Origin of the sequence: Uliginosibacterium aquaticum (assembly GCF_012972705.2) — a bacterium.
Taxonomy (GTDB): domain Bacteria; phylum Pseudomonadota; class Gammaproteobacteria; order Burkholderiales; family Rhodocyclaceae; genus Uliginosibacterium; species Uliginosibacterium aquaticum.
Genome location: NZ_JABCSC020000001.1, coordinates 490,600 through 513,004 on the forward strand (window position 1 = coordinate 490,600; position 22,405 = coordinate 513,004).

Annotated in this window: 18 protein-coding genes and 4 tRNA genes; 16 read left to right on the forward strand and 6 right to left on the reverse strand. The window is 60.6% G+C overall.

Going from position 1 to position 22,405, the window contains the following annotated elements; translation table 11 throughout:
• Positions 1 to 84 precede the first annotated feature (84 nt).
• A complete protein-coding gene (locus HJ583_RS02230; protein ID WP_170021297.1) occupies positions 85 to 864 on the forward strand; it encodes an ABC transporter ATP-binding protein in 780 nt (259 codons plus the stop codon).
• Position 865: 1 nt separating this feature from the next.
• The gene (locus HJ583_RS02235) at positions 866 to 1,645 is read left to right on the forward strand and encodes an ABC transporter permease (protein WP_101941792.1); all 780 of its coding nucleotides are present in this window, start codon (positions 866 to 868) and stop codon (positions 1,643 to 1,645) included.
• A gap of 58 nt (positions 1,646 to 1,703) precedes the next feature.
• Here HJ583_RS02235 and HJ583_RS02240 read toward each other — a convergent pair whose 3' ends face one another.
• The 4 genes from HJ583_RS02240 to HJ583_RS02255 are packed head-to-tail and all read right to left on the reverse strand — an operon-like array spanning position 1,704 to position 6,032.
• Positions 1,704 to 2,792, reverse strand: a complete 1,089-nt coding sequence (locus tag HJ583_RS02240) for an FIST signal transduction protein (RefSeq protein WP_170020148.1) — start codon at positions 2,790 to 2,792, stop codon at positions 1,704 to 1,706.
• Positions 2,789 to 3,199, reverse strand: a complete 411-nt coding sequence (locus HJ583_RS02245; protein WP_101941790.1) for a PhaM family polyhydroxyalkanoate granule multifunctional regulatory protein — start codon at positions 3,197 to 3,199, stop codon at positions 2,789 to 2,791. The genes HJ583_RS02240 and HJ583_RS02245 overlap by 4 nt, the downstream gene beginning before the upstream one ends.
• Positions 3,200 to 3,228: 29 nt before the next feature.
• On the reverse strand, positions 3,229 to 5,175 hold the full coding sequence (locus HJ583_RS02250) for a hybrid sensor histidine kinase/response regulator (protein WP_170020150.1): 1,947 nt from the start codon (positions 5,173 to 5,175) through the stop codon (positions 3,229 to 3,231).
• Entirely contained in the window at positions 5,172 to 6,032 is an 861-nt protein-coding gene (locus tag HJ583_RS02255; RefSeq protein WP_170020152.1) for an ABC transporter substrate-binding protein, read from the reverse strand. Before HJ583_RS02255 ends, HJ583_RS02250 begins: the two co-directional genes overlap by 4 nt.
• Before the next feature lie 332 nt (positions 6,033 to 6,364).
• Here HJ583_RS02255 and HJ583_RS02260 point away from each other — a divergent pair, with 332 nt between their 5' ends.
• A complete protein-coding gene (locus tag HJ583_RS02260; protein ID WP_170020154.1) occupies positions 6,365 to 7,018 on the forward strand; it encodes a response regulator transcription factor in 654 nt (217 codons plus the stop codon).
• A 19-nt stretch (positions 7,019 to 7,037) separates the two neighbouring features.
• Here HJ583_RS02260 and HJ583_RS02265 read toward each other — a convergent pair whose 3' ends face one another.
• Positions 7,038 to 7,736, reverse strand: coding sequence for a P-loop NTPase family protein (locus HJ583_RS02265; RefSeq protein ID WP_170020156.1), 699 nt, complete (start codon positions 7,734 to 7,736; stop codon positions 7,038 to 7,040).
• A 105-nt stretch (positions 7,737 to 7,841) separates the two neighbouring features.
• Positions 7,842 to 8,606, reverse strand: a complete 765-nt coding sequence (locus tag HJ583_RS02270) for a class I SAM-dependent methyltransferase (protein ID WP_170020158.1) — start codon at positions 8,604 to 8,606, stop codon at positions 7,842 to 7,844.
• Positions 8,607 to 8,744: 138 nt separating this feature from the next.
• On the opposite strand from HJ583_RS02270, the gene HJ583_RS02275 reads away from it, so the two are divergent.
• The 13 genes from HJ583_RS02275 to rpoC all read left to right on the forward strand — a co-directional run bounded on the left by HJ583_RS02275 (position 8,745) and on the right by rpoC (position 22,332).
• Positions 8,745 to 8,830 (forward strand) — tRNA-Tyr (locus tag HJ583_RS02275).
• 73 nt (positions 8,831 to 8,903) lie between these two features.
• A tRNA-Gly gene (locus HJ583_RS02280) sits at positions 8,904 to 8,977 on the forward strand.
• A 19-nt stretch (positions 8,978 to 8,996) separates the two neighbouring features.
• Positions 8,997 to 9,071 (forward strand) — tRNA-Thr (locus HJ583_RS02285).
• A 41-nt stretch (positions 9,072 to 9,112) separates the two neighbouring features.
• A complete protein-coding gene (gene tuf, locus HJ583_RS02290; protein WP_170020160.1) occupies positions 9,113 to 10,303 on the forward strand; it encodes an elongation factor Tu in 1,191 nt (396 codons plus the stop codon).
• Between the two features lie 77 nt (positions 10,304 to 10,380).
• Positions 10,381 to 10,456, forward strand: a tRNA-Trp gene (locus tag HJ583_RS02295).
• A 24-nt stretch (positions 10,457 to 10,480) separates the two neighbouring features.
• Positions 10,481 to 10,825, forward strand: a complete 345-nt coding sequence (gene secE, locus HJ583_RS02300; protein WP_170020162.1) for a preprotein translocase subunit SecE — start codon at positions 10,481 to 10,483, stop codon at positions 10,823 to 10,825.
• Positions 10,825 to 11,358, forward strand: coding sequence for a transcription termination/antitermination protein NusG (nusG, locus tag HJ583_RS02305; RefSeq protein WP_101941783.1), 534 nt, complete (start codon positions 10,825 to 10,827; stop codon positions 11,356 to 11,358). Before secE ends, nusG begins: the two co-directional genes overlap by 1 nt.
• Positions 11,359 to 11,455: 97 nt before the next feature.
• Positions 11,456 to 11,887 (forward strand): 50S ribosomal protein L11, encoded by a 432-nt coding sequence (rplK, locus tag HJ583_RS02310; RefSeq protein ID WP_101941782.1) that lies wholly within the window; start codon positions 11,456 to 11,458, stop codon positions 11,885 to 11,887.
• A 1-nt stretch (position 11,888) separates the two neighbouring features.
• Entirely contained in the window at positions 11,889 to 12,587 is a 699-nt protein-coding gene (rplA, locus tag HJ583_RS02315) for a 50S ribosomal protein L1 (RefSeq protein ID WP_101941781.1), read from the forward strand.
• 263 nt (positions 12,588 to 12,850) lie between these two features.
• Positions 12,851 to 13,372, forward strand: coding sequence for a 50S ribosomal protein L10 (gene rplJ, locus HJ583_RS02320; RefSeq protein WP_216821689.1), 522 nt, complete (start codon positions 12,851 to 12,853; stop codon positions 13,370 to 13,372).
• A 46-nt stretch (positions 13,373 to 13,418) separates the two neighbouring features.
• Positions 13,419 to 13,790 (forward strand): 50S ribosomal protein L7/L12, encoded by a 372-nt coding sequence (rplL, locus tag HJ583_RS02325; RefSeq protein WP_101941779.1) that lies wholly within the window; start codon positions 13,419 to 13,421, stop codon positions 13,788 to 13,790.
• A 169-nt stretch (positions 13,791 to 13,959) separates the two neighbouring features.
• Positions 13,960 to 18,093, forward strand: coding sequence for a DNA-directed RNA polymerase subunit beta (rpoB, locus tag HJ583_RS02330; protein WP_170020164.1), 4,134 nt, complete (start codon positions 13,960 to 13,962; stop codon positions 18,091 to 18,093).
• 27 nt (positions 18,094 to 18,120) lie between these two features.
• On the forward strand, positions 18,121 to 22,332 hold the full coding sequence (gene rpoC, locus HJ583_RS02335) for a DNA-directed RNA polymerase subunit beta' (RefSeq protein WP_101941777.1): 4,212 nt from the start codon (positions 18,121 to 18,123) through the stop codon (positions 22,330 to 22,332).
• The last annotated feature ends 73 nt before the right edge of the window (positions 22,333 to 22,405 follow it).

Here is a 22,405-nt window from a genome sequence, read left to right on the forward strand (position 1 = left end):
GTAACCGCAAGACCTCATCACAACAAGGGCGGGGCGCGCTGCAACGTGACCCGCCCATCCACCCAGAATACAGAGAGCCCGATCATGAGTTTCGTGGAGTTCGAGAATGTCAGCCTGCGCTACAGCGAAGGCGGTCCGAAGGCCATCGAGGATGTCAGCCTGCAGATCGAGGAGGGCGAGTTCGTTGCCGTCGTCGGCCCCTCCGGTTGCGGCAAGTCCACCCTGATGAAGTTGATTTCGGGGCTCAAACCGCCCTCCGAGGGCTATGTGTACGTGAATGGCCGCCAGGTCGGTGGCCCGCTGAGCATCGTCGGTATGGCCTTTCAGGCGGCCAACCTGCTGCCCTGGCGCACCACGCTCGAGAACGTGATGTTGCCGATGGAAATTGTTGAGCCCTATCGCGGCCAGCTGCGCGCCCGCCGCAAGGAGTTCGAAGAGATGGCCCGCGAGCAGCTCAAGCGCGTGGGCCTGGGGGGCTTCGAGGACAAATATCCGTGGGAGCTCTCTGGCGGCATGCAACAGCGCGCCTCGATCTGCCGCGCATTGATCCACAAGCCGCGCCTCTTGATGCTCGATGAACCCTTTGGCGCGCTGGACGCCTTCACCCGTGAAGAGCTGTGGTGCATGTTGCGTGATCTGTGGCAGCAGCAGCCCTTCACCGTGATCCTGGTGACTCACGATTTGCGCGAGGCGGTGTTCCTGGCCGACACCGTGTACGTGATGAGCAAGCGCCCGGGTCGCATCCTGGTCAAACGCCAGATCGATCTGCCCCGCCCGCGGGAGCTTGAAGTGACCTATACCGACGCTTTTTCGGCCCACGTCCATGTGCTGCGCGAGGCTATCGGCCGCGTGCGGGAGAGCTGAGATGAAAAAACTATCCCCCAAGACCATCAGCCGTCTGGCCCCCTGGCTGCTGACCCTGTTCGTGCTGGTGTGCTGGGAAGCCATCTGCCGCGGTTTCTCTATCCCGACCTATCTGATGCCGGCGCCGAGCCAGATCTATACCACTGGGATTGAGCTCGCTGGACCGATCATGGAGCACGCCACCCATACCCTGCTGACCACGCTGGCGGGCTTTGCCGTGGCTGTGGTGGTGGGGGCCGTGCTGGGCATGATCGTCGGCTCCTCGCCGGTTATCTACAAGGCGGTTTATCCGATGCTGGTGGGCTTCAACAGCGTGCCCAAGGTAGCCTTCGTGCCGGTGCTGGTGGTGTGGTTTGGCATCGGCACCGTGCCGGCCATCCTGACGGCCTTTCTGATCTCTTTCTTCCCGGTGGTGGTGAATGTCGCCGCCGGCCTGTCCACCCTGGAGCCCGAGCTGGAAGATGTGCTGCGCTCGCTGGGCGCCTCGCGTCTGGACATTTTGCGTAAGGTCGGTCTGCCACGCTCGATGCCCTTCTTCTTCGCGTCCTTGAAGGTGGCGATTACGCTGGCTTTCGTTGGCTCGGTGATGTCCGAAACTGTGGCCTCCAATGTCGGTGTCGGCTACCTGATGATGAGCGCCAGCTCGTCGATGAACATGCCCCTGGTGTTTGCCGGCCTGATCGTGATCGGCATCATGGGCGTGATCATGTACGAGCTGTTTGCGCGTCTGGAGCGGCGCCTCACCGGCTGGGCCAATCGCGGCCAGAACGCAGCCCACTGAAGTAGGCTCAGCCCGCAAAAAAGCCGCCCTTGGGCGGCTTTTTTGTGGGCCTGCGGTTTCATACGAACAGGGTCAGACTGCCGGTCTGGCCGTAGAGTCGGCTGCCGGCAATCTCGCCGGCGGCAAAGAATCCGGCCAGTGGGATATCGCCGAACACTTCGCGGATGGCGCGGATCTCGGTTTCATCGTCGTCGAACATGATGCCGCCGCGCCCGGCACAGCTTACGTAGATACCGCCGGCAGGCGGACGCGGGCAGGCGTCGCGCAACTCCTGCAACATGTGCTGCAGATCCTCGCGCGCGGCGGCTTCGTCGCGCTTGAGAAAGACCATGTGCTGCCCCGCATCGACCGATTCGGTGATGGCCAGGCGGCCGGTGCGGACATCCAGTGCCACGATGCGCCGGGCGGCGAACTGGCGGCGATCCGAATCATCGTCGGTGAGGCCCACCAGCAGGGTACTCACGGCGCGGCGCAGATCGGCGCCAAGGGCCGGGCCGGCGGCTTCGCGGAACACCTCCACTGCCGGGCGACCATCGATGCGCTCGATCAGGGTGTCCTGCGCGGCGGTGATGCGCCAGTTGCCGGCCAGTGGCAAGCAGCCCTGGCTCACGCCAGTGAGGGTCTGGATGTCCTTGCTGAAGGCCACGCCGGATAGGCCGCCAGTGAGCGGCTCCTCGGCGATCTGCCAGGCTTGCTGGCGTGCGCTGGCCAGACCGCCGGCGAGCTGGCCGCCACGTACCTTGAGACTCATGTCCGCGACCAGCTCACTCATGTCCGGCGTCAGCGGGTCGCCATGAACCAGTGCCGCATAGGCCGCGAAATCACGCGGCAGCGGCTTGCGGCCGGAGAATACGCGGAAGGAGTCGAGCGGGAAGGCGCCCAGCATCACCGAAATGCCGGGCGCATCCAGTGCCGCGCCTTGCGTGCCCAGAACGCCAACGCCGGTGGCGCCGACCCATTCAAGCACTCCGGTATGCTGGCGCAGGCGCGACAGGATGGGCTCCAGCGCGAAGGCGAAATGATCCGAGACGTAGAGAAAGCCAAGATTGGCCTGAGCCAGCCGGGGCAGGGCAGCGATGACGGCATGCAGCGCGTCTTCCCAGCCAGCGGCATTCGCCCAGGCACTGGCGAAACGCGGTGAATTCATGGTTTGCCGGGTTTAGCAGGTTTGGCGGTTTTTTCCGGTGTGTCTGCCGGAGCCGCTGTGGTGGAGGAGGGGGCGGCCGGGGTGGGTGTTTCGCTGTTGGCGAAAGGCCAGGACCACAGCGCCGGATTGGCGAAAGGATTGGCATTGCCCTCACCTTCGCCGGCCTTGCTCATGGCCTGCATGGCGACCAGGGTGGAACGCTGCACTTCGAGCCCCTGAATGCTCATCTGGAGCATGCCCAGATTCATCTTGAGCCAGCCTTCGACCGCCTGCAGATCCTTGATGCGGCGCTCCAGTTCATCCACGTCCAGAGTGGGGGTGACCATGCCGGGCAGACCGACACCCATGTTGCCCCACATCTTGCGGATGAATTCGAAACCGTCTTCCTGACTGCTGTTCGTGGACATGAATATCCTCCAGGCGATCTAGCGGACGATCATAGCGCTTCGTTGCGGACTGCGGGCGTCGTGGTCTGCGTGTTGCGCGAATTGAGGAGGTGGGCGAGGGCTGCGCGCAGCTTGGCCGGGCGGACCGGCTTGTGCAGCAGTGGTACGCCGCGCGAGGTGGCTTCCTGCAGGGTTTCCGGGCCGGTATCGCCAGACAGCAGCAGGGCCGGCAGATGGGCGCCAAAGCGCCCGCGCATGTTGGCGATGATGTCCAGCCCGGTGTGCTCGCCAGGCAAACGGTAGTCGCTGACCACCACTTCCGGCTCCAGCTCCATTTCTTCCAGTGCGTCCAGAATGCCTTGCAGGCTGTCGCTTGCGACCACGAAGCAGCCCCAGGCACGCAGCAGGCCGGCCAGGCTCTCCTGTGCCAGCGCGTCGTCATCGACCATGGCGATGATGCGGCCGAGGAAGTCCTGCTCCGGCAGCGGCTGGCTGTGATAGCTGGCTTCAGCTGGCACCAGCGGGGCTACCACACCGAACACCGAGCCGCGCCCGGGCTCCGAACGCAGGGTGATCGGATGGTAGAGCAGGTCCGCCAGACGCCGTACGATGGCCAGACCCAGGCCGAGGCCCTTGCTGCGGTCACGCGCCGGATTATCGAGCTGCACGAACTCCACGAAGATGCTGGCCTGATTTTCGGGCGCGATGCCCAGGCCGCTGTCGCGGACCTCGATCAGCACATGGTCGCCGCGTTTGCGGGCTGCCAGCATGATCGACCCCTTGGGCGTGTAGCGCAGGGCGTTGCCGACAAGGTTGATCAGGATGCGTTCAAAGAGCAGCGGGTCGCTGTGGATCCACAACTGGGTGGAGCGCACACGCAGGCGCAGGCCGCGTTCCTGGGCGGCATGGGTGTAGTCATTGCCGATGCGCTCGAACAGCGGGCCGAGTGCGAAGCTGCGCGGTGCTGAACTGACCACACCGGCATCGAGCTTGGAGATGTCGAGCAGGCTGTCGAGCAGGTTCTCCATGGCTTCGGCCGAGGCCGCAATGCGCTCGATCAGCAGACGGGTGTCCGGGGTGTGTTCCTTGCGCGAGAGGTCGGCAATGAACAAGCCCAGCGCGTGCATTGGCTGGCGCAAGTCATGGCTGGCTGCTGCTAGGAAGCGGGATTTGGCCATGTTGGCGCGTTCGGCTTCCTCGGTGCGCTCGCGCAACTGCAGGGTGGCGGCAGAGATGCGCTGTTCCATGTTGCCACGCGCCACTGCGAGGTGGCCGGCCATTTCGTTGACTCCTTCCGCTAGGCGCCTCAGCGAGCCGCGGCCCTCGATCGGTACCCGCGTGGTGAGGTTGCCGCGACCGATATCCGCCATGGCCTGAGCAATGCGCTGGATCGGCGTGCTCACCGAGCTGCTCATCAGCACAGACAGGGCGATGCTGCCCGCCAGCACCAGCACCAGCGTGGTGAAGGCGGTGGCAATCTGGCTGAGCTTGCGGTTCTCCAGGGTCTCGCGCGAGATCAGCACCACCACTTCGCCGAGTGCCCGGTCCTCGGCGGGTACCACGCCGGTCAGGGTGTAGGGATCGTCCTCCAGTGAATGGCTGTGGCGCACGGGTTCGGCAATCCGCAGCATCTGGCTGCTGATGGCCTGCACATCGGCTTGGCTGGGCGGTGTCGAGCTGCCTGCCGGATGGGTCTGTAGTCCGGAAACCGCCATCAGGCTGCCGTCACGGTCGTAGATCGCCACGCCGTAGAGGTCGGCCGCATTGAGTGCCGAGGCGGCGAGACGCTGCAAGGCGTCGCGGTTGCCGGAGAAGAGCCCGTATTCCGCGGTTGCGGCGAGCTGGCGAGCCAGTGCCTGGCCGCGCTGGGTCAGCGCCTCCTCAAGATCGGAGATGCGCGAGAAGGTCAGCAGCGCGGTGAGCAGCACGCCCAGTACCAGTGTCGGCACGAGCGCAACGATCAGGACGCGGGTCCGGATATCCCAGTTCAGCTTCATGGCTGGCGCTCCAGTTTTTCCAGTCTTTCGCGAAGGGCGGTGCTGCTATCGAGGTTCAGCCCGAGGGAGCGGGCCACCCGGTCATTGATCCCGATGCTGAACTGGCGTGGGTATTGGGCGGGCAGTGCGGTTGAGCCGTTCAGCAGGTTGCGGGTGATGTCGGCACACTGACTGGCGAGTTGCTCTGGCGAGGAGTACAGCGAGAGCACTGCGCCTGCGCTGACGTAGGCCGCAGAGAAGCCAATCACCGGCACCTTGCGCCGGAAAGCGCCGAGCAGGATGCCGGGCAGGGTGTGGGCGTTGAAGATCGAGCTGTCCGGCGTGGCGAGCAGTACTCCACCGTCCGGGAAGAGCTTCTGCAGCGCCGGCATGATGTCACTTTCGTCCGCGATCAACTCGTTGTGCCCGCGCAGGTGTTGCTCGCGTGCCGCCTGCATCAGACGAGCTACGCCATCCTGGCTGTCGCGGCTGCTGAGCATGCCGACACGCTCAAGTTCCGGCAGCGCCAGGCGGATCAGGCTGATGTAGCGTGCTGGCGGCTGATCAATGAAAACGGCACCAACGCGTGTGCGCTGGCCACGCAAGCGTTCGAAACTCTCGCGCGGCAGCATGCTCAGAAGGAGTGGCGGAGCGCTTTCCAATGCTAGCAAGGCGGCAGCGGCCCGACTGCCAACGCCGACGACCAGACTGGCCTCGCTGAGTGCGTTGGCCGCCAGTTGGGCGACTTCGATCACGGAGATCTGCACACCGGGCTGGCTGCGCGACACCTGATTGCTGAAGGCCTGGGCAAATTCCTGATGAACGTGCCCTGATTCGCTGAGCACTACTACGACTGAAGCCGCATGGGCGGCGCTCATGGGCGAGTTGCACGCAAGGCAAGCAAGCAGAAGAAGGACGCGCCAGAGGCTCTTCAAGCGCAACGTGCGCACTCCTGGAGCAGACTTTTCGCAGCAGAGGGCGACACGTTAAATGGGGCGGGCATCAGTATGGATGCCTGGATTTTGGTGGGTGTCATATTCAGTCCCGAAGGATACAAGAGTGGGGCTTGTCTGACGCTGCCGCAGAGCCGGAAATCCCTCTTCAATACCCTGCCCACTCGGGTAGTCCCGGACAAGCGGATCAGCGCGAAGTGAGGTGGGAGCGTAAGATTTGCGGTCGAACAAAATTCGCGGCCTTGCAGGGAATTGTCATGGAGTCATGTCGGGTACTGGTGATCGAAGACCATGCGCTGGTGCGCGAAGCCTTGGTGCGGGCGCTGGATCAGCTCGGCATGCCGTGCGAGCAGGCTCAGGCTGCCTGTGCGGCCGAAGCCATGGCTCTGATCGAATCCGGGCAGGAGTTCGATCTGGTTCTGACCGATCTGATGCTCCCGGACATGAGTGGCTTTTCGTTGGTATCAGTGCTGGCGCACCGCTTTCCGACCATTCCGGTGGTGGTGGTTTCGGCGCTAGCGGATGAAGCGTCGGTCAAGCGCGCACTGAAAGCCGGTGCTGCCGGCTTCATTTCCAAGGCCTTGTCATCCGACAGGCTGGTGGAGTCAATTCGTGCCGTGCTTGAGGGGGGGATGGTAACGCCCGAATTTCAGCAGGCTCCAGCTACCGTGCAGCGCTCCCCGCGTCGGCGTGGCATCGATTCGCTTTCCGAACAGTATGGACTTACCTCTGCGCAGACGCGGGTGATGGAGCTGATGGTTGAGGGACGAACCAATCGCGAGATAGCTGATTTGCTGGGGCTCGCCGAGGGCACCATCAAGGTGCACTGTTCGGCCATCCTGCGGGCGCTGGGAGTTCCGAATCGGGCCCAGGCACTCGTGGTGCTGGCCCGTCAGGGGCTGCGCGCCTGAGCTTTTTGCAGCGGGCCGCTCAGGCGTGGGCGGTCTGGCTTTCCCGCTGGTCGACCATGCGCTGCAGGCGGCGTGAAGCGCCAATGGCAGTCTGTGCTTCTGGCAGGGCCGCTCCGCCGTTTTCAAGGATTCCCAGTGTGTAGCGTGCGATCGCACGACAGGCATTGTTGAGCGGCGTTGGCAGATTGTCTGCTGGCGGTTGCTGCAGGAGCAGCTTGGACGAAGAAATCGAGAATACCGGCGCCAGAACTCGACCGCGGAACTCCGCAGGGATGGATTCGAGTAGGCGTACCGACGCTTTGTATTGCCAGGGGTTTGTTGGCCATTGGGAGGGCAGGGCGTAAGCGTTCGGCAGGCGTGCCAAGTCGGCACAGACTACGCGCAGATCCTCTGCCGAGTCCCGAAAGGGGAGCAGAACCAGATCCGCCTCGGCATGAAGGGCTGAGTCCGTATCCAGGCTGTTGGCGCCACCGTCAATGACTCCAACCCAGTTATCGCGCTCGCGCAGTGTGGCAAGAATCCGGTTGCGCGCCGTGGCTGAACGTCCGTCGGCATACACATAAGGCAGGCTGTGGGCGGGCGGAGGTTCGCGGCAGATATCGGTCATCACGCATGCTGCGCGTCGGCCGATCAGGCCAAGTCCGTAACACAGCATATGGGATAGCGTGGTTTTGCCACTTCCGCCCTTGCTGCCGATGATGCAGATGATGTCAGCCATATTGCTTCTCCATAGCCTGCTTAAGGCGCAGGTTTAATCAGTCTGGATCATGCCCGCCGGATGTCTAGCTCGAAGCGCCAAGCAGCGACCATTTCTTCCGCCTGATCAGGGCTTTGTGGGCTTTGTCCCTGGAATCCGGTAGCAGTAGAGGCGGGTTTGGCGCCGATCGTCGATCTTGATGATGGACTCTGGTTTGACGTCCGGGATGGCAAAGCTGTTGCTGACCAGCAGGCTGCCTGCCTTCATCTCCTTGCGCGCTTTGCGCCAAAGCGCGGGCATTGGTACGGGCGAAAGAAAGGCGTAAACCAAGTCGTACTCGCCGAAGGGGTGGGCCCATATGTCGCCACGCTGCAACTGCGCAGCCGGTGTTTTGCGCGCAAGCCAGCGCGATAGCCACAGGGGAGCTGGTGCTGATTCCAGGCCACGGATTTTCCAGTTCGGCCGCAGTCGGGCCAGATGGCGCACAAAGGAGCCTGTGCCACTGCCAGCATCCAGGACCTTCAGGCTATCGCTAGAGGGGAGGCTTGCAGCCAGTCGATGTACGGTGATGCGATTGGATAGGAATAGGGGGACTTGCGTGCGGAAGCTGCTCCAGTAGATCAGGCACAGGGCAAGAAAGGTGGCCCCATATAGCCAGGTAGGCAGGCCTGATGCAGAGGCTAGAACCAAGGCGGGGCAGAAAAGAAAATGAATTGGCAGCCACCAGCGTGGTGAGCTGAGTAACAGCGCTGCGCTTGCAGCCAGCACGCCTTGCAGTAGTGCGAGGCCGATCGCAGGCAGAGCCGGAAGCCAGCCGTTTTGGCCTAGTGAATAGACCAGGATCAGGCCGGCGGCCTGGGCTGCCAGCGCCTTCACGATGTGGGTCGGCATTGTCAGTTTCCCTGGGTTGATCTTGGAAAAACGACTGTAGCCGTAAGCCTGAATCAGCAAGCGCAACAAAGAGTAGGGAATTGTTCGCAAGAAGTGCTTGACTTGCCTGAATCGGTTCTCTATAGTCTCGACCTCTCCGGAGGGGTGCCCGAGTGGCTAAAGGGGGCAGACTGTAAATCTGTTGGCTTACGCCTACGTTGGTTCGAATCCAACCTCCTCCACCAGATTCAAGTTGTGTGATGAAGTCTGTCATGCGATGGGTGATGGGCGAGTCAAATGATGTGATTCGTTTGTTGGGCGGGTGTAGCTCAATGGTAGAGCTGAAGCCTTCCAAGCTTAAGACGAGGGTTCGATTCCCTTCACCCGCTCCAGTTTTTGTAGTTTTGCAGTGCCCTTGTAGCTCAGTGGTAGAGCACTCCCTTGGTAAGGGAGAGGCCACGTGTTCAATCCACGTCAAGGGCACCATCCTTTTGTTCTTAACGCTTTGCTCGGTATTGGGGTAGATCATGGCTAAGGAAAAGTTTGAACGTACGAAGCCGCACGTGAACGTCGGCACGATTGGTCACGTTGACCACGGCAAGACCACGCTGACTGCAGCCATCACTACCGTGCTGGCCTCGAAGTTCGGTGGTTCGGCCAAGGCCTACGACCAGATCGACGCGGCGCCGGAAGAAAAGGCGCGTGGTATTACGATTAATACCGCTCACGTCGAGTACGAAACCGCGAACCGTCACTACGCCCATGTGGATTGCCCGGGTCACGCTGACTACGTGAAGAACATGATTACCGGTGCTGCGCAAATGGACGGCGCGATCCTGGTGTGTTCCGCCGCTGACGGTCCCATGCCCCAGACCCGCGAGCACATCCTGCTGGCCCGTCAGGTGGGTGTGCCTTACATCATCGTGTTCCTGAACAAGTGCGACATGGTGGATGACGCCGAGCTGCTGGAACTGGTCGAAATGGAAGTGCGCGAGCTGCTTTCCAAGTACGACTTCCCGGGCGACGACGTGCCTATCGTCAAGGGTTCCGCCTTGAAGGCGCTGGAAGGCGACAAGGGTGATCTGGGCGAGGGCGCCATCATGGCCCTGGCTGACGCACTGGACAGCTACATCCCGACGCCTGAGCGCGCCATCGACAAGCCCTTCCTGATGCCGATCGAAGACGTGTTCTCGATCTCAGGTCGTGGCACCGTGGTGACCGGTCGCGTTGAGCGCGGCATCGTCAAGGTCGGCGAAGAAATCGAAATCGTCGGCATCAAGGACACCGTCAAGACCACCTGTACCGGCGTGGAAATGTTCCGCAAGCTGCTGGATCAGGGTCAGGCAGGCGACAACGTGGGCGTGCTGCTGCGTGGCACCAAGCGTGAAGACGTCGAGCGCGGCCAAGTGCTGTGCAAGCCGGGTTCGATCAAGCCGCACACCCACTTCACGGGCGAAGTGTACGTGCTGTCGAAGGATGAGGGTGGTCGTCACACTCCGTTCTTCAACAACTACCGTCCGCAGTTCTACTTCCGTACCACCGACGTGACGGGCGCAATCTCCCTGCCGGAAGGTGTGGAAATGGTGATGCCGGGTGACAACATCCAGATGACCGTGAAGCTGATTGCTCCGATCGCCATGGAAGAAGGTCTGCGCTTCGCTATCCGCGAAGGTGGCCGTACCGTTGGCGCCGGCGTCGTCGCCAAGATCATCGAGTAATCGATCCGAGCCCGGTTTTCCGGGTTTGAAAGGCGCCTCGGAACCGTGTTTCGGGGCGCTTTTGTAGTCTCTGCTGCAGGGGCATAGCTCAATTGGCAGAGCGTCGGTCTCCAAAACCGAAGGTTGGGGGTTCGAGACCCTCTGCCCCTGCCATTTCAATGCAAAGGCAATTTCCCCATGGCGGATAAACTGAAGTTTGTGCTCGCGCTGCTCTTGCTGGTTGCGGGCCTGACTGGTTATTACCTGCTCGCCGGTCAGCCAGTGTTCTTCCGTGTGCTGAGCGTGCTGGGTGGCTTGGCTGCTGGTGTGGCGGTGGGTTGGTTTACTGAGCCGGGCCAGCGTTTGGCGGCCTTTGGTGGTGAAGCCATCGTGGAAGCCAAGAAAGTTGTCTGGCCGACTCGCAAGGAGACCGTGCAGACCACCGGCGCTGTGTTCGCGTTTGTGGTTGTGATGGCGGTTGTGCTGTGGGTGGTTGACCTCGTGGTTGGCAAATTGATTGGTGCACTCCTGGGGTGGAATTGATGAACAAACGCTGGTACGTCGTCCACGCCTATTCTGGTTTCGAAAAGTCGGTTCAGCGCGCTCTGGTTGAGCGCGTTGCGCGTTCCGGCATGCAGGACAAGTTCGGCCAGATTCTGGTTCCGGTCGAGGAAGTGGTTGAAATGAAGGGCGGCCAGAAGAGCGTGACTGAGCGCAAATTCTTCCCTGGCTATGTTCTTGTTGAGATGGATATGGATGATGACTCTTGGCACTTGGTCAAGAGTACTCCCAAGGTGACTGGTTTTGTTGGCGGTACTGCTAACAAGCCCACGCCGATCTCCGAGAAGGAAGTCGACAAAATCCTGCATCAGATGCAAGAAGGGGTCGAGAAGCCGAAGCCCAAGATTCTCTTTGAGGTGGGTGAGTTCGTGCGCGTCAAGGAAGGCCCTTTCACCGATTTCAATGGTTCGGTGGAGAGCGTGAACTACGAAAAGAGCCGTCTGCATGTGTCTGTGACTATTTTTGGTCGCGCTACGCCGGTGGAGCTTGAATTCAGTCAGGTTGAGAAGACCTGATTAGGTTGTGGGCGTAGCCGGAGCGCCCTTTCAAATCTTCGGTTCGAGGAGCAGGGCGCGCAAGCGCATGCGCTAACACTCATTTCAAGGAGCCATCATGGCAAAGAAAATCGTCGGCTATATCAAGCTGCAAGTGCCGGCGGGCAAGGCTAATCCCTCGCCCCCCATTGGTCCCGCTCTCGGTCAGCGCGGCCTGAACATCATGGAGTTCTGCAAGGCTTTCAATGCGCAGACTCAGGGTATGGAGCCGGGCCTGCCGATTCCGGTCGTGATTACCGCCTTCGCGGACAAGTCTTTCACGTTCATCATGAAGACCCCGCCGGCAACCGTGCTGATCAAGAAGGCCGCCGGCGTCCAGAAGGGTTCCGCCAAGCCGCATACCGACAAGGTTGGCAAGGTGACGCGTGCCCAGCTGGAAGAAATCGCCAAGACCAAGATGAAGGATCTGACTGCTGCCGACCTCGACGCAGCCGTTCGCACCATCGCCGGCTCCGCCCGCAGCATGGGCATCACCACGGAGGGTGTGTGACATGGCAAAGATTTCCAAGCGACTGAATGCGCTGCGTTCTTCTGTCGATCGCAACAAGCTCTACGCGGCTGATGAAGCTCTGAACCTGGTGAAGCAGAATGCGACCGCCAAGTTCGACGAATCGGTTGATGTGTCTGTAAACCTTGGCGTCGACGCCAAGAAGTCTGACCAAGTTGTGCGTGGTTCGGTTGTGCTACCTGCTGGTACTGGCAAGAGCGTTCGCGTGGCTGTGTTCTGCCAAGGCCCCAAGGCTGAAGAAGCCAAGGCCGCTGGCGCCGATATCGTCGGCTTCGACGATCTGGCTGAGCAGGTCAAGGCCGGCAACATCGATTTCGATCTGTGTATCGCCACGCCCGACGCCATGCGTGTTGTGGGCGCTCTGGGCCAGATTCTTGGCCCGCGTGGTTTGATGCCTAACCCGAAGGTGGGGACCGTGACCATGGACGTGACCACTGCGGTGAAGAACGCTAAGGCTGGTCAGGTGCAGTACCGTACCGACAAGGCCGGCATTATTCACGCCACCATCGGCCGTGCTTCCTTCTCCGTCGAGGCTCTGCAGCAAAACTTGAATGCACTGGTTGGCGCTCTGGTCAAAGCCAAGCCCGCTTCGTCGAAGGGTGTGTACCTGAAGAAGGTTGCGCTGTCTTCGACCCAGGGTGCGGGTGTCCGCATTGAGCCGACGACGCTCAACGCGCAATAAGACAGATGGATGGGGGGGTCCGCAAGGGCTTCCCCTTTTGAACTTTGGGCCCGCGGCTGGGTAGTGGCGGCGGGGTTGTCAAAGACCGTTGGGGTTTTCGCCATCCGGTGAAAGCTTAATCAGGATTCATTCCACCCAGCGCAGATGGCGTTGCCCGAAAACAGGATCCAGGCTGTTTCGCAAGAAGCAGTCCCTGAATTTGAGGTCGCCGTGGTTGGATGTGCGGAGAGATCCGCGACATTCTTTTGAGTAAGGAGCTGACCTTGAGTCTCAATCTTGATGACAAGAAGGCTGTAGTAGCCGAGGTGTCTGCACAGGTTGCGAACGCTCAAACGATCGTGGTTGCCGAGTACCGTGGCATTGAGGTGGGACACCTCACCGTGCTGCGTGCCAAGGCCCGCGAACAGGGCGTTTACCTGCGTGTGCTGAAGAACACCCTGGCAAAGCGCGCGGTGGCTGACACTGCGTTTGCTGGCCTCGCCGATCAGATGACCGGCCCGCTGATCTATTCGATCGGTGTGGACGCGGTTGCCCCGGCGCGTGTGCTGAGCGACTTCGCTAAGACCAACGACAAGTTGGTTCTGCGTGCAGGTTCGTACGGTGGCAAGGTGCTGGATAAGGCGGGCGTGCAAGCGCTGGCCTCGATCCCGAGCCGCGAAGTGCTGCTGGCACAACTGCTGGGCGTCATGCAGGCCCCGATCTCTGGCTTCGCGCGCGTTCTCGCCGCTGTTGCCGAGCAAAAGGGTGGCCCTGCTGTTGCCGCTGAAGCCGAAGCCGCTGCTTAACTGCAAGCTGAATCAAATCAATCACTTTCAAATTTAGGAAATCAAAATGGCATTCGATAAAGACGCATTCCTGGCGGCCCTCGACACCATGTCCGTGATGGAACTCAACGACCTGGTGAAGGCTGTTGAAGAGAAGTTCGGCGTGTCTGCCGCTGCTATGGCCGCTCCGGCCGCTGGTGGCGCTGCAGCTGCAGCTGTTGAAGAGCAGACCGAGTTCACCGTCATCCTGGCTGGCGCCGGCGACAAGAAGGTTGAAGTCATTAAGGTTGTCCGCGCCGTGACCGGCCTGGGCCTGAAGGAAGCCAAGGACCTCGTTGATGGTGCTCCGAAGCCCGTCAAGGAAGGCATTGCCAAGGCTGATGCAGAAGCTCTGAAGAAGCAGCTGGAAGAAGCTGGCGCAAAGGTCGAGATCAAGTAATCTCGCTTTTCGCAAGCAGGGTTGGTGGCCACGGCCGCCAACCCTTTTGTCGTTTTGTGGCATCACCGTGAAAACGGTACGGTGCCGGCCTGCAGAGGCCAGAAGACAGCGGGTGATTTAATCCGTTTTCTTGTGTCCTCTGTTGTTGGACTCTTGACCCGGAGCTTCCATGGCGTACTCCTACACCGAGAAAAAACGCATTCGCAAGAGCTTTGCCAAGCGCGCAGCTGTTCTGGATGTGCCCTTCCTTTTGGCCACCCAATTGGAATCCTATACTTCGTTCCTGCAGACCGATCTGCTTGTAGAGGAACGGCGCAACGAAGGCCTTCAAGCCGCCTTCACTTCCATTTTTCCGATCAGCTCGCATTCAGGTAATGCGCGCCTCGAATTCGTTCACTACATTCTCGGTGAGCCTGCATTCGATGTGAAGGAGTGCCAGCAGCGCGGCCTGACCTTCGCTTCGCCTTTGCGTGCTCGCGTGCGTCTGGTGATTCTTGATCGTGAAGCGTCCAAGGAAACCATCAAGGAAGTGAAGGAGCAGGAAGTGTATATGGGCGAAATTCCGCTCATGACCACGACCGGTTCTTTCGTCATTAATGGCACCGAGCGTGTCATCGTGTCGCAGCTTCACCGTTCCCCTGGCGTGTTCTTCGAGCACGACCGTGGCAAGACTCACAGCTCGGGCAAGCTGCTGTTCTCCGCGCGTATCATTCCGTACCGCGGTTCCTGGTTGGACTTCGAGTTCGACCCTAAGGACTTCCTGTTCTTCCGCGTTGACCGTCGTCGCAAGATGCCGGTCACCATCCTGCTCAAGGCGATCGGGATGAACAACGAGGAAATCCTCTCCACCTTCCACGATTTCGAGTCTTTCGAACTGGCCGGAGAAGAGATCCGTTTCGAAGTGCTGCCCGAGCGCCTGCGTGGCGAAGTGGCCCGCTTTGACATTTTCGACCCCAAGGGCAATCTGATTGTCGGCAAGGACAAGCGCATCAATGCCAAGCATGTGCGTGACATTGCCACGGCTGGCGTGACCTCGGTTGCGGTGCCGGAAGATTTCCTGCTGGGCCGCGCTTTGGCACATGACGTCGCTGACCCTGAGACCGGCGAAGTGCTGGCGCGTGCCAACGATGAGCTGACCGAAGACCTGCTGGCGAAGTTGTCCACTGCCGGCGTAAAGGGCTTCAAGACCCTCTACATCAACGATCTGGACCGTGGTGGTTACATCTCGCAGACTTTGCGCTCGGATGAAACCCTCGACCAGTGGCAAGCACGCGTGGCCATCTATCGCATGATGCGCCCGGGCGAGCCGCCCACCGAAGACGCCGTCGAGTCCCTCTTCAATAGCCTGTTCTATTCCGAAGACCGTTACGACCTGTCGGCTGTGGGCCGTATGAAGTTCAATCGTCGTGCCTATCCGGAAAAAATGGACGACAAGTCGCCGGAATGGCTCAAGCGCTTCTATGAGCGCGTCGGCCCGCAAGGCGAAGAGGGCTCTGGCGTTCTGGCCAACGACGACATCATGGCCGTGATCGGCGTGTTGCTTGAGTTGCGTAACGGCCGTGGCGAAATCGACGATATCGATCACCTTGGTAACCGCCGTGTGCGTTGCGTGGGCGAGCTGGCCGAAAACCAGTTCCGTGCCGGTCTGGTGCGCGTCGAGCGCGCTGTCAAGGAACGCCTCGGCCAGGCCGAGAGCGACAACCTGATGCCGCACGACCTGATCAATGCCAAGCCGATTTCGGCCGCGATCAAGGAGTTCTTTGGCTCGTCCCAGTTGTCGCAGTTCATGGACCAGACCAATCCGCTGTCAGAAATCACCCACAAGCGTCGCGTGTCGGCTCTTGGCCCGGGCGGTCTGACGCGTGAGCGTGCCGGCTTTGAAGTGCGCGACGTGCACCCGACCCACTATGGTCGTGTGTGCCCGATCGAAACACCTGAAGGTCCGAACATCGGCCTGATCAACTCGTTGGCTGTATACGGCACGACGAACCGCCACGGCTTCCTCGAGACGCCGTATCGTCGCGTGATCGACAACAAGGTGACCGACCAGATCGATTACCTGTCGGCCATCGAAGAAGGTCAGTACATCATTGCCCAGGCCAACGCCCAGATGGGTGACGATGGCAGCCTGCAAGGTGATCTGGTCTCTGCCCGCTACAAGGGTGAAGCCATGCTGGTCGAGCCGGGGCAGGTCCAGTACATGGACGTGTCGCCGTCGCAGATCGTGTCGGTCGCAGCTTCGCTGATCCCGTTCCTTGAGCATGACGATGCGAACCGCGCCTTGATGGGTGCGAACATGCAACGTCAGGCGGTGCCTTGCCTGCGTCCGGAAAAGCCGCTGGTCGGCACCGGCATCGAGCGCACCGTGGCGGTCGACTCGGGCACGACCGTGCAGGCCCTGCGTGGCGGCGTGGTGGATTACATCGATGCCAATCGCGTGGTGATTCGCGTCAATGACGACGAAACCGTGCCGGGCGAAGTCGGTGTCGATATCTACAACCTGATCAAGTACACCCGCTCGAACCAGAACACCAACATCAACCAGCGCCCGATCGTGAAGATCGGTGATCGTCTGGCCAAGGGTGACGTGATTGCTGACGGCGCATCGACCGACCTGGGCGAACTCGCTCTGGGTCAGAACATGCTGGTCGCCTTCATGACCTGGAACGGCTACAACTTCGAAGACTCGATCCTGATCTCCGAACGCGTGGTGGCGGACGACCGCTTCACTTCGATCCACATCGAAGAGCTGACCGTCGTGGCGCGTGACACCAAGCTGGGGCCTGAGGACATCACCCGCGACATCGCGTCGCTGGGCGAAGCCCAACTGGGTCGTCTGGATGAGTCCGGCATCGTGTATATCGGCGCCGAAGTCGAAGCCGGTGACGTGCTGGTCGGCAAGGTCACGCCGAAGGGCGAGACCCAGCTGACGCCGGAAGAGAAGCTGCTGCGCGCCATCTTCGGCGAGAAGGCGTCTGATGTGAAGGACACCTCGCTGCGCGTGCCCTCGGGCATGAACGGCACCGTCATCGACGTGCAGGTCTTCACCCGCGAAGGCATCGAGCGCGACAAGCGCGCCCAGTCCATCATCGACGACATGCTGAAGAGCTTCCGTCTCGATCTGGCTGACCAGATGCGTATCGTGGAACGCGATACCTTTGAGCGTATCGAGCGCCTGATCATTGGCCAGGCCGCCAATGGCGGTCCGAAGAAGCTTGCCAAGGGTACCAAGATCGACAAGGCCTATCTGGAAACCCTCGAGCAGTACAACTGGTTTGACATCCGCATGGCCGACGACGCCGTGGCCGTCCAGCTGGAACAACTGCGCGAAGGTCTGGAAAAGACCCGCAAGGATTTCGATCTCGCGTTCGAAGCCAAGCGCAAGAAGCTGACCCAGGGCGATGAACTGCCCCCGGGCGTGCAGAAGATGGTCAAGGTCTATCTGGCTGTGAAGCGCCGCCTGCAGCCGGGCGACAAGATGGCTGGTCGTCACGGTAACAAGGGTGTGGTTTCCAAGATCCTGCCGGTCGAAGACATGCCCTACATGGAAAACGGTCTACCGGTTGATATCGTGCTGAACCCGCTGGGCGTGCCGTCACGGATGAACATCGGTCAGATTCTTGAAACCCACTTGGGCTGGGCTGCCAAGGGCTTGGGCGACAAGATCAGCGCCATGCTGCGTGCCGAAGCGACAGCCAAGGAAGTGCGCGCCCTGCTCGAAGAGATTTACAACAGCAGTGGCAAGGCTGAAGACATCAAGGGCCTCAAGGACGAAGAAGTCTTCGATCTGGCCGGTAATCTGCGCAAGGGCGTGCCCTTCGCAACGCCGGTGTTCGACGGTGCGACCGAAGAAGACATCGTGGGCATGCTCAAGCTGGCTGGCATGGATGCTGGCGGCCAGGTGTCGCTGTTCGATGGCCGCACGGGCGAATCCTTCGAGCGCAAGGTCACTGTCGGCTACAAGCATGTGCTGAAGTTGCATCACTTGGTTGATGACAAGATGCACGCCCGTTCGACCGGCCCGTACTCGCTCGTGACTCAGCAGCCGCTGGGTGGTAAGGCGCAGTTCGGTGGTCAGCGCTTCGGTGAAATGGAAGTGTGGGCACTGGAAGCCTATGGCGCGGCTTACACCCTGCAGGAAATGCTGACGGTGAAGTCCGATGACGTGACCGGCCGTACCAAGGTCTACGAAAACATCGTCAAGGGCGAGCACAAGATTGATGCCGGCATGCCGGAATCCTTCAACGTGCTGGTGAAGGAAATCCGTTCGCTGGCGATCGACATCGACCTCGAGCGTTACTGAACCGCGACTGGAATGGAGTAAAGATAGATGAAAAGCCTGCTCGCTGACCTGTTCAAGCAAAGCCTGCCGAACGAAGAAGAGTTCGATGCGATTACCATCGGACTCGCTTCGCCAGACAAGATCCGCTCCTGGTCTTACGGTGAAGTCAAGAAGCCCGAGACCATCAACTACCGTACCTTCAAGCCGGAGCGCGATGGTCTGTTCTGCGCCAAGATCTTCGGCCCGGTCAAGGACTATGAGTGCCTGTGCGGCAAGTACAAGCGCCTCAAGCACCGTGGCGTGATCTGTGAGAAGTGTGGCGTTGAAGTCACCCTCTCCAAGGTGCGTCGTGAGCGCATGGGCCACATCGAGCTGGCCTCGGTGGTGGCGCACATCTGGTTCCTGAAGAGCCTGCCGAGCCGTCTCGGCATGGTGCTCGACATGACCCTGCGCGATATCGAACGCGTGCTGTACTTCGAAGCCTTCGTGGTGGTCGAGCCGGGCATGACCCCGCTGACCCGCGGCCAGCTGCTGACCGAAGACGACTTCATCGCCAAGACCGAAGAGTACGGCGATGAATTTGTGGCGGTGATGGGCGCCGAAGGTATCCGTGGTCTGCTGCGTAACATCGATATCCACAAGGAAATCGAGCGTCTGCGTTCGGAGCTGGAAACCACTGGCTCGGAAGCCAAGATCAAGAAGATCGTCAAGCGCCTGAAGGTGCTGGAGGCCTTTACCCAATCTGGCATCAAGCCGGACTGGATGATCATGGAAGTGTTGCCGGTGCTGCCGCCGGACCTGCGTCCGCTGGTGCCGCTGGATGGTGGCCGCTTTGCGACCTCCGATCTGAACGATCTGTATCGCCGCGTCATCAACCGGAACAACCGTCTGAAGCGTCTGCTCGAGCTGAAGGCGCCTGAAATCATCGTGCGCAACGAAAAGCGCATGCTGCAGGAAGCTGTTGACTCGCTGCTCGACAACGGCCGCCGGGGCAAGGCCATGACGGGCGCCAACAAGCGTCCGCTGAAGTCGCTGGCCGACATGATCAAGGGTAAGGGCGGTCGTTTCCGTCAGAACCTGCTCGGTAAGCGCGTGGACTACTCCGGTCGTTCCGTGATTACCGTGGGCCCGCAGCTCAAGTTGCACCAGTGTGGCCTGCCGAAGTTGATGGCGCTGGAACTGTTCAAGCCCTTCATCTTCAACAAGCTGGAACTGATGGGGCTGGCCACGACCATCAAGCAGGCCAAGAAGCTGGTTGAGTCGCAAGAACCTGTGGTGTGGGACATCCTCGAAGAGGTGATCCGCGAACATCCGGTGATGCTCAACCGCGCACCGACCCTGCACCGCCTTGGTATCCAGGCTTTCGAACCGACCCTGATCGAAGGCAAGGCTATCCAGTTGCATCCGCTGGTTTGTGCTGCCTTTAACGCCGACTTCGACGGTGACCAGATGGCCGTTCACGTGCCGCTGTCGCTCGAAGCACAGATGGAATGCCGCACCCTGATGCTGGCCTCCAACAACGTGCTGTCGCCCGCCAACGGCGAGCCGATCATCGTTCCGTCGCAAGACGTGGTGCTGGGCCTGTATTACGCCACTCGTGCCGGCGTGAATAGCGCTGGCGAAGGCATGCTGTTTACCGACGTGTCGGAAGTCAAGCGCGCCTACGAATCCGGTCAGATCTCGCTGCACGCGAAGATCACCGTGCGTATTCGCGAAGTGGAAGTGGATGCTGATGGCAACAAGACCGAAACGGTCAAGCGCTACCACACCACGGCTGGCCGCTCCCTATTGTCCGAAATCCTGCCGGCAGGCCTGCCGTTCTCGGTGATCGACAAGGCGCTGAAGAAGAAAGAAATTTCGCGCCTGATCAACACCTCCTTCCGCCGCTGCGGCCTGCGCGAAACGGTGATCTTCGCCGACAAGCTGATGCAGTTCGGTTTCCGTCTGGCCACGCGTGCTGGTATTTCCATTGCGGTGAAGGACATGCTTGTCCCCGCCGAAAAGGAAACCATCATCGGCGCCGCTGAAGCTGAAGTGAAGGAAATCGCCCAGCAGTATTCGTCCGGTCTGGTGACTGACGGTGAGCGCTATAACAAGGTTGTGGATATCTGGGGCCGCACGGGTGACCAGGTGGCCAAGGCCATGATGGATCACCTGGGCAAGGAGCCGGTGGTTGACCGCGAGGGCAACAACACCAAGCAGGAGTCCTTCAACTCGATTTACATGATGGCCGACTCCGGCGCGCGCGGTTCTGCCGCGCAGATTCGTCAGCTCGCCGGCATGCGTGGCCTGATGGCCAAGCCGGATGGCTCCATCATCGAGACGCCGATCACCACGAACTTCCGTGAAGGTCTGAACGTTCTGCAGTACTTCATCTCGACCCACGGCGCACGTAAGGGCCTCGCGGATACCGCGTTGAAGACGGCTAACTCAGGCTATCTGACACGTCGTCTGGTCGATGTGACCCAGGATCTGGTCGTGACCGAGGACGATTGCGAAACCACTAACGGTTTCGTGATGAAGGCCATGATCGAAGGCGGTGAAGTGGTTGAGCCGTTGCGTGAGCGCATTCTTGGCCGCGTGGCTGCCGATGATGTGGTCAGCCCGGAAAGCCAGGAAACCGTCATCTACGCCGGTTCGCTGCTGGACGAAGATGCGTGTGACCTGATTGATGCGCTGGGGATTGACGAAGTGCGCGTGCGCGCTCCGCTGACCTGCGAAACCCGCTACGGTTTGTGCGCCAAGTGTTACGGCCGCGACCTCGGTCGTGGCAATCTGGTGAACGTCGGTGAAGCGGTGGGTGTGATCGCTGCTCAGTCGATCGGTGAGCCGGGCACCCAGCTGACCATGCGTACCTTCCACGTGGGTGGTGCCGCATCGCGAGCTGCTGTTGCAAGTTCGGTTGAAGCCAAGTCGGCGGGTATCGTGCGTTTCGCTGGCAACATGCGCTACGTCACCAATGCCAAGGGCGAGAAGATTGTTATCTCGCGTTCGGCTGAAGTCGTGGTGGCCGATGATGCAGGGCGCGAGCGTGAGCGTCACAAGCTCACCTACGGTGGCACGCTGCTGGTTGATGACGGTCAGACCGTCAAGGCCGGCGTCCAGCTGGCCGTGTGGGATCCGCACACCCGTCCGATCATCACCGAGTACTCGGGAACGATCAAGTTCGAGAACGTCGAAGAAGGCGCCACGGTAGCCAAGCAGATCGATGAAGTGACCGGTCTGTCGACCCTGGTCGTCATTGACGCGAAGCGCCGCAGTGCCAGCACCAAGGGCGTGCGCCCGCAGGTCAAGCTGATCAACGATTCTGGCGAAGAAGTGAAGATCGCCGGCACTGATCATGCGGTGACCATCACCTTCCAGGTCGGCTCGCTTATCACGGTGAAGGATGGTCAGCAGGTGTCGGTGGGTGACGTGCTGGCCAAGATTCCGCAAGAGTCTGCCAAGACCCGTGACATTACCGGTGGTCTGCCGCGCGTTGCTGAGCTGTTTGAAGCCCGTGCGCCGAAGGACGCTGGTGTGTTGGCCGAAGTGACGGGCACCCTGTCCTTCGGAAAGGACACCAAGGGCAAGCAGCGCCTGGTGATTACCGAGCCGGATGGCACGGTGCATGAGTCGCTGATTCCGAAGGACAAGCATGTGCTGGTGCACGATGGTCAGGTGGTGCAGCGCGGCGAGTTGATCGTCGATGGCCCGGCTGATCCGCACGACATCCTGCGTCTCCAGGGCGTGGAGGCGCTGGCCCGCTACATCATCGACGAAGTGCAGGATGTGTATCGACTGCAAGGTGTGAAGATCAACGACAAGCACATTGAGGTGATCGTTCGCCAGATGCTGCGCCGCGTGATCGTGAGCGAGCCGGCAGAGAGTCGTTTCATCCGCGAAGAGCAAGTCGAGCGTTCCGAGGTGCTGGACGAAAACGACAAGCTCATTGCCGAAGGCAAGCTGCCTGCCAGCTACGAATACATGCTGCTGGGTATCACCAAGGCTTCGCTGTCTACCGATTCGTTCATCTCGGCGGCTTCCTTCCAGGAAACCACCCGTGTGCTGACCGAAGCGGCGATCATGGGCAAGAAGGATGATCTGCGCGGCCTGAAGGAAAACGTCATTGTCGGCCGCTTGATCCCGGCTGGTACCGGCCTGGCTTACCACCGCAACCGCCGCAATCAGACTCCGGGTCTGGATGCTGCAAATGCCTTGTTTGCTTCGCCGGAGGAAATTGCCGCGGTGGCTGAAGGCGAATCGCCCGACGTTGCTTGACGGAGTTTGCGGGAGTCGTATAGACTCCCGCGTCTTGGGATGGGCCGGCCAATCGCAGCCGGCCCTGTATTGT

Excerpts from the sequence above, each read along its gene's own strand:
- HJ583_RS02230 (WP_170021297.1), top strand. The coding sequence starts at position 85 with ATGAGTTTCGTGGAGTTCGAGAATGTCAGCCTGCGCTACAGCGAAGGC.
- HJ583_RS02235 (WP_101941792.1), top strand. The coding sequence starts at position 866 with ATGAAAAAACTATCCCCCAAGACCATCAGCCGTCTGGCCCCCTGGCTG.
- HJ583_RS02240 (WP_170020148.1), bottom strand. The coding sequence starts at position 2,792 with ATGAATTCACCGCGTTTCGCCAGTGCCTGGGCGAATGCCGCTGGCTGG.
- HJ583_RS02245 (WP_101941790.1), bottom strand. The coding sequence starts at position 3,199 with ATGTCCACGAACAGCAGTCAGGAAGACGGTTTCGAATTCATCCGCAAG.
- HJ583_RS02250 (WP_170020150.1), bottom strand. The coding sequence starts at position 5,175 with ATGAAGCTGAACTGGGATATCCGGACCCGCGTCCTGATCGTTGCGCTC.
- HJ583_RS02255 (WP_170020152.1), bottom strand. The coding sequence starts at position 6,032 with ATGAGCGCCGCCCATGCGGCTTCAGTCGTAGTAGTGCTCAGCGAATCA.
- HJ583_RS02260 (WP_170020154.1), top strand. The coding sequence starts at position 6,365 with ATGGAGTCATGTCGGGTACTGGTGATCGAAGACCATGCGCTGGTGCGC.
- HJ583_RS02265 (WP_170020156.1), bottom strand. The coding sequence starts at position 7,736 with ATGGCTGACATCATCTGCATCATCGGCAGCAAGGGCGGAAGTGGCAAA.
- HJ583_RS02270 (WP_170020158.1), bottom strand. The coding sequence starts at position 8,606 with ATGCCGACCCACATCGTGAAGGCGCTGGCAGCCCAGGCCGCCGGCCTG.
- tuf (WP_170020160.1), top strand. The coding sequence starts at position 9,113 with ATGGCTAAGGAAAAGTTTGAACGTACGAAGCCGCACGTGAACGTCGGC.
- secE (WP_170020162.1), top strand. The coding sequence starts at position 10,481 with ATGGCGGATAAACTGAAGTTTGTGCTCGCGCTGCTCTTGCTGGTTGCG.
- nusG (WP_101941783.1), top strand. The coding sequence starts at position 10,825 with ATGAACAAACGCTGGTACGTCGTCCACGCCTATTCTGGTTTCGAAAAG.
- rplK (WP_101941782.1), top strand. The coding sequence starts at position 11,456 with ATGGCAAAGAAAATCGTCGGCTATATCAAGCTGCAAGTGCCGGCGGGC.
- rplA (WP_101941781.1), top strand. The coding sequence starts at position 11,889 with ATGGCAAAGATTTCCAAGCGACTGAATGCGCTGCGTTCTTCTGTCGAT.
- rplL (WP_101941779.1), top strand. The coding sequence starts at position 13,419 with ATGGCATTCGATAAAGACGCATTCCTGGCGGCCCTCGACACCATGTCC.
- rpoB (WP_170020164.1), top strand. The coding sequence starts at position 13,960 with ATGGCGTACTCCTACACCGAGAAAAAACGCATTCGCAAGAGCTTTGCC.
- rpoC (WP_101941777.1), top strand. The coding sequence starts at position 18,121 with ATGAAAAGCCTGCTCGCTGACCTGTTCAAGCAAAGCCTGCCGAACGAA.